7 protein-coding genes are annotated in these 6,687 nt (G+C 72.1%); 1 reads left to right on the top strand and 6 read right to left on the bottom strand.

What is annotated here, in order from left to right; all coding sequences use genetic code 11:
- Window positions 1–155: 155 nt before the first annotated feature.
- The 3 genes from ACLFMI_RS00830 to ACLFMI_RS00820 form a co-directional block, all read right to left on the bottom strand.
- On the bottom strand, window positions 156–365 hold the full coding sequence (locus tag ACLFMI_RS00830; protein ID WP_410945739.1) for an MbtH family protein: 210 nt from the start codon (window positions 363–365) through the stop codon (window positions 156–158).
- A 49-nt stretch (window positions 366–414) separates the two neighbouring features.
- Complete coding sequence (locus ACLFMI_RS00825) at window positions 415–1,818, bottom strand: lysine N(6)-hydroxylase/L-ornithine N(5)-oxygenase family protein (protein ID WP_410945738.1); 1,404 nt, start codon at window positions 1,816–1,818, stop codon at window positions 415–417.
- Between the two features lie 74 nt (window positions 1,819–1,892).
- Window positions 1,893–2,198 (bottom strand): phosphotransferase, encoded by a 306-nt coding sequence (locus tag ACLFMI_RS00820; protein WP_410945737.1) that lies wholly within the window; start codon window positions 2,196–2,198, stop codon window positions 1,893–1,895.
- Between the two features lie 444 nt (window positions 2,199–2,642).
- Here ACLFMI_RS00820 and ACLFMI_RS00815 point away from each other — a divergent pair, with 444 nt between their 5' ends.
- Complete coding sequence (locus tag ACLFMI_RS00815; protein WP_410945736.1) at window positions 2,643–4,019, top strand: GGDEF domain-containing protein; 1,377 nt, start codon at window positions 2,643–2,645, stop codon at window positions 4,017–4,019.
- Window positions 4,020–4,055: 36 nt separating this feature from the next.
- On the opposite strand, the gene ACLFMI_RS00810 is transcribed toward ACLFMI_RS00815, so the two are convergent.
- From ACLFMI_RS00810 to ACLFMI_RS00800, 3 genes are read right to left on the bottom strand one after another with little or no spacing between them, the layout of a single operon-like run.
- Complete coding sequence (locus ACLFMI_RS00810) at window positions 4,056–4,688, bottom strand: TetR/AcrR family transcriptional regulator (protein WP_410945735.1); 633 nt, start codon at window positions 4,686–4,688, stop codon at window positions 4,056–4,058.
- Between the two features lie 7 nt (window positions 4,689–4,695).
- Complete coding sequence (locus ACLFMI_RS00805) at window positions 4,696–5,847, bottom strand: acyl-CoA dehydrogenase family protein (protein WP_410945734.1); 1,152 nt, start codon at window positions 5,845–5,847, stop codon at window positions 4,696–4,698.
- Between the two features lie 28 nt (window positions 5,848–5,875).
- Complete coding sequence (locus tag ACLFMI_RS00800; RefSeq protein WP_410945733.1) at window positions 5,876–6,637, bottom strand: 3-hydroxyacyl-CoA dehydrogenase; 762 nt, start codon at window positions 6,635–6,637, stop codon at window positions 5,876–5,878.
- Window positions 6,638–6,687: the final 50 nt, after the last annotated feature.

Below are 6,687 nucleotides of genomic sequence, written 5' to 3'. Positions count from 1 at the left end.
GCTCGGCGCGGTGTCTCGGGCGGCGCGGTGTCTCGGGCGGCGCGGTGTCTCGGGCGGCGCGGGGTCTCGGGCGGCGCGGGGTCTCGGGCGGCGCGGGGTCTCGGGCGGCGCGGGGTCTCGGGCGGCGCGGGGTCTCGGGCGGCGCGGCGCTGCGGTCAGCCGGTGCGCTCGCGCAGGCTGCGCGGGCGCAGGTCGGTCCAGTGCTGCTCGACGTGTTCCAGGCAGGACGGCTTGTCGGCCGGTCCGTGGCTGACCGTCCAGCCGGCCGGGACCTCGGCGAACGCCGGCCAGAGCGAGTACTGGCCCTCGTCGTTCACCAGCGCGTAGAAGGTGCCGTCGGGGTCGTCGAAGGGGTTGGTGGACACGGGTTCTCCCTGGCAGAAGGTGCGGGTGGACGGTGCGATCGTGGGCGGGTCAGACCGCGGCGGGGGTGCCGGCGCCGGCCGGGACCTCGGTCCCGCCGGGGGCACCGAGCCCGGCCAGCGAGGCGACGACCTCGCCGGAACGGACGGCGATGTTGGACAGCAGCGTCGAGGTGATGCCGTGCGTGTGCTCGGTAGGGCCCTGCAGGTAGAGCCCGGCCCGGACCGCGGCTCCGTCGGCCAGCGCGGTGGTGCCGACCCGGTAGTCGCGGCGCACGTCGAGCCGGCCGGAGACGTCCCGCGCGCAGGCCTCGGGCAGCCCGCCGCCGAGCAGCCGGAGCGGGTCGGCGGCCTGGTAACCGGTCGCGTAGACGACGGCGTCGGCGGTGATCACCTCGCGGGAGCCGTCGATCAACGACTCGACGGCCAGCTCGACCCGGTCCCCGACGTCGACGACGTCGGCCACCCGGGACACGTTGCGGAACTTCAGCCGCTCGGTCCCGGCGACCCGCTCGTGGTAGTGCTTCCGGTAGAGACCCTCGATGAGCTCCGGGTCGACGACCGAGTAGTTCGTGTTCGCGTGGTAGCCGAGGATCATCTCCTTGACCCCGTCCGGGGCGGTGTAGAAATCGTCCACAGCGGACGGGTCGAAGATCCGGTTGGCGAACGAGCTGTCGTCGGCCGGGCTGTAGCCGTAGCGGGCGAACACCGCGTGCACCTCGGCCTCGGGGAACGTGCGGTGCAGGTGGTCGACGGTCTCGGCGGCGCTCTGCCCGGCACCGACGACGGCGAACCGGGCCGGTTCGGTCCCGGCCAGCTCCCGGGTGCGGAACAGCAGGTCGCGGTTGTGCCAGACGCGGTTGCCGGTGGTGATGCCGCGCGGCAACGTCGGCGCCAGCCCGGTGGCCAGCACGACGTTGCGGGCGCGCAGCCGCTCGGTCCGGTCGCCGTGGCGCACCACGACCTCCAGCAGCTCGACCTCACCGTCGCCGTCGCGCACGGGGACGACCTCGACGACCTCGCGGCCGTAGTCGACACCGACGTTGCCGCCGGTGCCGTCGCCCAGCCGCTCGGCCCGCGCCGCGGCCCACTCCAGGTAGTCGTGGAACTCCCGGCGGGTCGGGAAGCTGCTGCCGTAGTTGATGAAGTCGGCCAGTCGCTCCCGGTCGTGCAGGTAGGACAGGAAGGTGAATGAGCTGGTCGGGTTGCGCTGCGTGACCAGATCCTTGAGGTAGGACACCTGCATGGTGGCGTCCTCGAGCAGCATGCCCCGGTGCCAGCCGAACGACTCCTGGTGCTCGACGAACCGGGCGGTCAGCCTGCGCGCCGCGGGAACCGACGCGTTGTGCTCCAGCACGGCGATCGCGACGCCGACGTTGGACGGTCCGAACCCGACGCCGACGACGTCGAGGACCTCCTGGTCGGGCCGGGGGTGTGCGTTCGCCGGAGTCGCCATCACTGTCCTTCCGTCTACATCGCCAAGCCTCAGATAAGGCCAGGCTAACTGCAGCACGGACGGCGGCGTCCCGCCTAGGGGGTGATCCCGACACGCCGGCACCGGGACCTCGTCGTTGCAGGTCGCAGCGGGGACTTGATGATCGCCTCACTCGTCCGGGTGTACCGACTACCGGCTGAACGGACGTGTCGTGAATCGCATTTGCAATCCTCCGGCGCGCCGGCGCGCGCGAAGAAGACGACCCGCCGCCGGGTGGCGGCGTCGACCGGGCCGTAGGCGGCGGGATCGGTGACCGCGGTGTCCGACCAGTCGAGCACGCCGGTGATCCGGTCACCGTCGGCGAGCAGATGCTCGGCGCCGAGGTCGGCGTGCGCGGGCACCAGCAGCCGGCATGCCGGGGGGCACGTCGGCGCGCAGCCGCCCGAGCAGCTCCGGCGGACCGTCCAGATCGGCGAGCCACCCGCGGGACGGCGCGGAAGATCGAGAGCAGCCGGGCGCCGGCGACCCTCGATCCCCCGCCGGACGACTGAGGTTCACCACTCCCAGTTGCGCACGACGACACCCCCTCGTGTGACGACGACGACCATTCCCACCGCACCGGCCCGCCGGAGCGGACGTACGGTGTCCGCTGCGCAGTCGTGTTCACGCGATCGACTGACGCTGCTGCCCACGGTAACCCGACGAGCACGGAGTGTCAGGACTTGAGCGGCCCTTGAGGCGCTCGTCGTGCCGGACGCACCGTTCGCCGCGCCGAGGCCCGCCCGACGACATCGATAGCTCCGCTCTCCGTACCCGCAGGTAACCTGACCCTTCGGTGAGGAGCGGTGACGTCGAGCGGGGACGGGATGACTGCGGGAGACCAGGCGGGACCGGCGACGCGGTCGCGCCGCTCGTCCACCGCCGGATCCCGGTCGCTGCCGGCCGCCGCCGTCGCGCTGGTCGCCGCCGTCGAGCTCGCCACGCTCGGTGCGGTCCTCGCCGGTGCCGTGCTCGCCCCGCTCCCGGACGATCGGCAGCTGCTGCTGGTGGGGTTGCTGGCCGCGGTCGCGGTCGGGCACGCCGAGATGTCGCTGAACGCGGAGCGGATCCGGCGCCGCATCGCCGAGACCCGCTACATCAACATGACCTCGGTCTGGACGTTCTCGGCCGCGCTGCTGCTCCCGCCGCTGCCGGCGACCGCGCTGGTCGTGGTCGTCTACCTGCACCTCTACCTGCGGGTCTCGCGCCCCGCGGGGACGCCGCTGCACCGGCACGTGTTCAGCGCCGCCACCGTGGTGCTCGCGGTGCACGTGGTCGCCGCCGTGCGGCTGCTCGGGAGCACACCGGCGCAACCCGGCTACGGCGACGCCCGGGACGCCACCGTCGTGCTCGGTGCGCTCGTCGCCTACACCCTGGTGAACACGGTGCTGGTGGTGGCGGTGATCCGGCTGTCCCGGCCCGGCTCGCGGTTCCTCACGATCCTGCTCGGCGGCGAGATCCTCCTGGAGTTCTCCACGCTGTCGCTCGGCGGGCTGGTAGCGGTGATCATCGCGAACACCACACCCTGGCTGGTGCTGCTGGCGGTGCTGCCGCTGCTGGTCCTGGAACAGACCACGCTGGTCCGCCAGCTCGAACAACGGGTCGACACCGACGCGAAGACCGGGCTGCTGAACCCGGCCGCGTGGCGCTGGCGCACCCAGCAGCTGCTCGACCGTGCCCGGCACACCGGCCGGGCCGTCGCGGTGCTGATCCTCGACCTCGACCACTTCAAGGCCGTCAACGACCGGCACGGCCACCTGGCCGGCGACGACGTGCTGGCCGCGGTGGCCGGCGTCCTGGGCAGCGAGGTCCGCGAACAGGACCACGCGGGCCGGTTCGGTGGCGAGGAGTTCGTCGTCGCGCTCGGCGGGCTGCGCCCGGACGACGTGGTGTTCGGCCGGGCCCGCGAGGTGGCCGAGCGGATCCGGGCCAGCGTGGAGGCGCTGGCGGTCGAGGCGCCCAGCGCGGGCGGCACGATCGGCGGCCTGTCGGTGTCGATCGGCGTGGCCGCCTCGCCCGAGCACGGCGACGGGCTGGACGGCCTGCTGGCCGCGGCCGACGCCGCGCTCTACGAGGCCAAGCACGGCGGCCGCAACCAGGTCCGGGTCCGCCCGGCGCCGCCCGGGCCCGCGCCGCACCCGGAATCGGCGACACCGCCGCTCGGACTGCGCTTCGGCACCTGAGCGCGCGAGCCCGCCGAGCCGAGTTCCACCGAGCCCTCAGGCCTTCAGCAGCACCCGGGCGAGGTCCTTCCACTGCGCGAGCATGCTGTCCCCGCCCGGGTCGCGCGGGTCGAACGTGTAGGTCATCGACGTCCCGCGCATCGAGGTGAGGAGCAGGTCGCGCAGCTGCTTGAACCGCGGCCGGGAGGCCAGCTCGTCACCGAACATCCGGGCCATCGACGCCCGGATCGCGGCACCGAGCCGGCGCTCCTCCGGCCGCAGCACCTCGGCGATCTCCCCGTTCACCCGGGCCGCCGTCCACAGCTCGATCGACGCCCAGAAGTGCGGCTCGGAGAAGCTCTCCCAGAGCAGCTCGATCACCCGGTCGGCCCGCTGGAAGGCGTCGGCGGGCGGGTCCTGCTCCACCACCCGCCGGACCCGTTCCTCGGTGTCGGCGACCCGCTTGACGGCCAGGTGCTGCGCCGCCGCGACCAGCAACCGGTCCCGGGACGGGAAGTGGTGCAGCAGCCTCCCCCGCGACACCGCGGCCGAGGACTGGATGGTCAGCGTGGTCGCGCCGGAGTAGCCACCCTCGATCAGGCAGGCCACGGCGGCGTCCAGGATCCGGGCGCGGCTGTCCTCGGACCGCTGCGCCCGGGTCCTGGTGACCGGCGTGCGTTCGGTGGTCATGACCGGCCTAGAGTCCGAGCCCCCGGCCGATCACCTCCTTCATGATCTCGGTGGTCCCACCGTAGATCCGGGTGATCCGGGCGTCGGCGTAGGCCTTCGCGATCGGGTACTCGTTCATGTACCCGTACCCGCCGTGCAGCTGCAGGCACTTGTCGACGACCTTGCCCTGCAGCTCGGTGCACCAGTACTTGGCCTTCGAGGCGTCCACCGCGGTGAGCTCGCCGGCGTTCAGCGCGCGCACGCAGTCGTCGACGTAGTGCTCCGCGATGTCGATCTCGGTGTCCAGCTCGGCCAGCACGAACCTGGAGTTCTGGAACGAGCCGATCGGCGAGCCGAACGCCGTGCGCTCCTTGACGTACTCCAGCGTCTGGGTCAGCGCGGTGCGCGCCCCGGAGACGCCCGCGACGGCGATCGACAACCTCTCCTGCGGGAGGTTCTGCACCAGTTGCATGAAGCCCTGGCCCTCGTCCGGGCCCAGCAGGTTCCCCACCGGCACCTGCACGTCGGTGAACGACAGCTCGGCCGTGTCCTGCGCGTGCTGGCCCAGCTTGTCCAGGTTGCGCCCGCGCTCGAACCCCGCCATCCCGCGCTCGAGCATCAGCAGGCTCATGCCCTTGTGCTTCTGCGTCGGGTCGGTCTTCACCGCGATGATCAGCAGGTCCGCGTTGACGCCGTTGGTGATGAACGTCTTCGCCCCGTTGACGACGTAGTGCTCACCCTCGCGCACCGCGGTCGTCGACATCGACGCCAGGTCCGACCCGATCCCCGGCTCGGTCATCGCGATGGCGAGGATCTTCTCCCCGCTCACCACGCCAGGCAGCCAGCGCTGCTTCTGCTCCTCCGAGCAGTAGGCGAGCAGGTAGGGCAGCACGATGTCGTTGTGCAGGGTCAGGCCCAGCCCGGAGGCCGCCGCGCCGGAGCGCATCAGCTCCTCGGCGATGACCGCGTTGAACCGGAAGTCCGGTACCCCACCACCGCCGTAGGCCTCCGGCACGTCCATCCCGAGGAACCCGTTGCGGCCCGCGGTGGTGAACAGCTCGCGGGACACGATCCCGTCGCGTTCCCACTGCTGCTCGTTCGGGACGATCTCCTTCTCGACGAAGGCCCGGAAGGCCTCGCGGAAGTCCTCGTGGTCGGATTCGTAGAGCGTGCGCTTCACCGCGCCCGCCTCCCCTCTCGCCTTCCGGCTATCGCGGCTGCATCCGGATCGCGCCGTCGAGGCGGATGGTCTCGCCGTTGAGCATCGGGTTCTCGACGATCTGCGCGGCCAGCTTCGCGTACTCGGCCGGCTGGCCCAGCCGCGACGGGTGCGGGACCTGGGTACCCAGCGAGGCCTTGAGGTCCTCGGGCAGCGCGCCGAGCAGCGGGGTCTCGAACAGTCCCGGCGCGATGGTGCACACCCGGATGCCCAGGTCGGCCAGGTCGCGGGCGATCGGCAGCGTCATGCCGACGATGCCGCCCTTGGACGCCGAGTACGCGGCCTGCCCGATCTGGCCCTCGAACGCCGCGACCGAGGCGGTGTTGATGACCACGCCGCGGTCGCCGTCCTGCGGCTCGGCCTTGGCGATCCGCTCGGCGGCCAGCCGGATCACGTTGAACGTCCCGATCAGGTTCACGTTGATGACCTTGGTGAACCCGTCGAGCGGGAACGGGCCCTTCTTGCCGTAGGTCTTCGCGGCGTTGCCGATGCCGGCGCAGTTGACGGCGACGCGGACCGTGCCGAGCTCCTCGGCGGCGTCCAGCGCGGCGCTCACCTGCTCCTCGTTCGTCACGTCGGCCGCGACGAAGCGGACGGCATCACCCAGCTTGTCGGCGACGGCCTCGCCCTGCGACGAGGGCAGGTCGATGATGACGACCTTCGCCCCGTTCTCGACGAGGCGCTCGGTGGTGGCGAGGCCGAGTCCGGACGCGCCGCCGGTGACGACGGCGACGGAGCCATTGATGTCCATAGTGGTCCTCACGGGTAGGGGAGCGGGTCAGTGCAGATGCTGCGGCACGG

The sequence above is a fragment of the Pseudonocardia nantongensis genome (genome assembly GCF_046546495.1).
Lineage (GTDB): Bacteria > Actinomycetota > Actinomycetes > Mycobacteriales > Pseudonocardiaceae > Pseudonocardia > Pseudonocardia nantongensis.
Note: the sequence above shows the minus strand (reverse complement) of the source record. Positions and strands in the feature narration are given on the sequence as shown.

Bases quoted from the DNA above. Each gene is read 5' to 3' on its own strand.
- ACLFMI_RS00810 (WP_410945735.1), bottom strand. From the start codon at position 4,688: ATGACCACCGAACGCACGCCGGTCACCAGGACCCGGGCGCAGCGGTCC.
- ACLFMI_RS00800 (WP_410945733.1), bottom strand. From the start codon at position 6,637: ATGGACATCAATGGCTCCGTCGCCGTCGTCACCGGCGGCGCGTCCGGA.
- ACLFMI_RS00825 (WP_410945738.1), bottom strand. From the start codon at position 1,818: ATGGCGACTCCGGCGAACGCACACCCCCGGCCCGACCAGGAGGTCCTC.